At 66.1% G+C, this 248-nt stretch carries 1 pseudogene; it reads left to right on the forward strand.

What is annotated here, in order from left to right:
- A pseudogene (locus KUA11_RS17295) lies at positions 1-127 on the forward strand (riboflavin kinase); the annotation flags it as partial.
- Positions 128-248: the final 121 nt, after the last annotated feature.

The raw sequence follows: 248 nt of genomic DNA on the forward strand, positions 1-248 counted from the left end.
ACGACGCCCGACCATCAATGACGGGCAGGAAAGCCGGCTGGAGGTCAATCTGTTCGATTTCGAGGGCGATCTCTACGGCACCACCCTCTCTGTCGCCCTGCACGCTCTTCTCCGCCCCGAGCGCAAGGCAACGGTCTGGCAGAAGGACTTCGCGGGCGCGCCGGACTGACGCGGACCCGCTACAGCCTCAGACCGAGAGTTCCGCTTCCAGCAGCATGCGGGCTTCCTGCGCGTCGCGGGCGATCTGC

Origin of the sequence: Acetobacter estunensis, assembly GCF_019083805.1 — a bacterium.
GTDB lineage: Bacteria > Pseudomonadota > Alphaproteobacteria > Acetobacterales > Acetobacteraceae > Acetobacter > Acetobacter estunensis_A.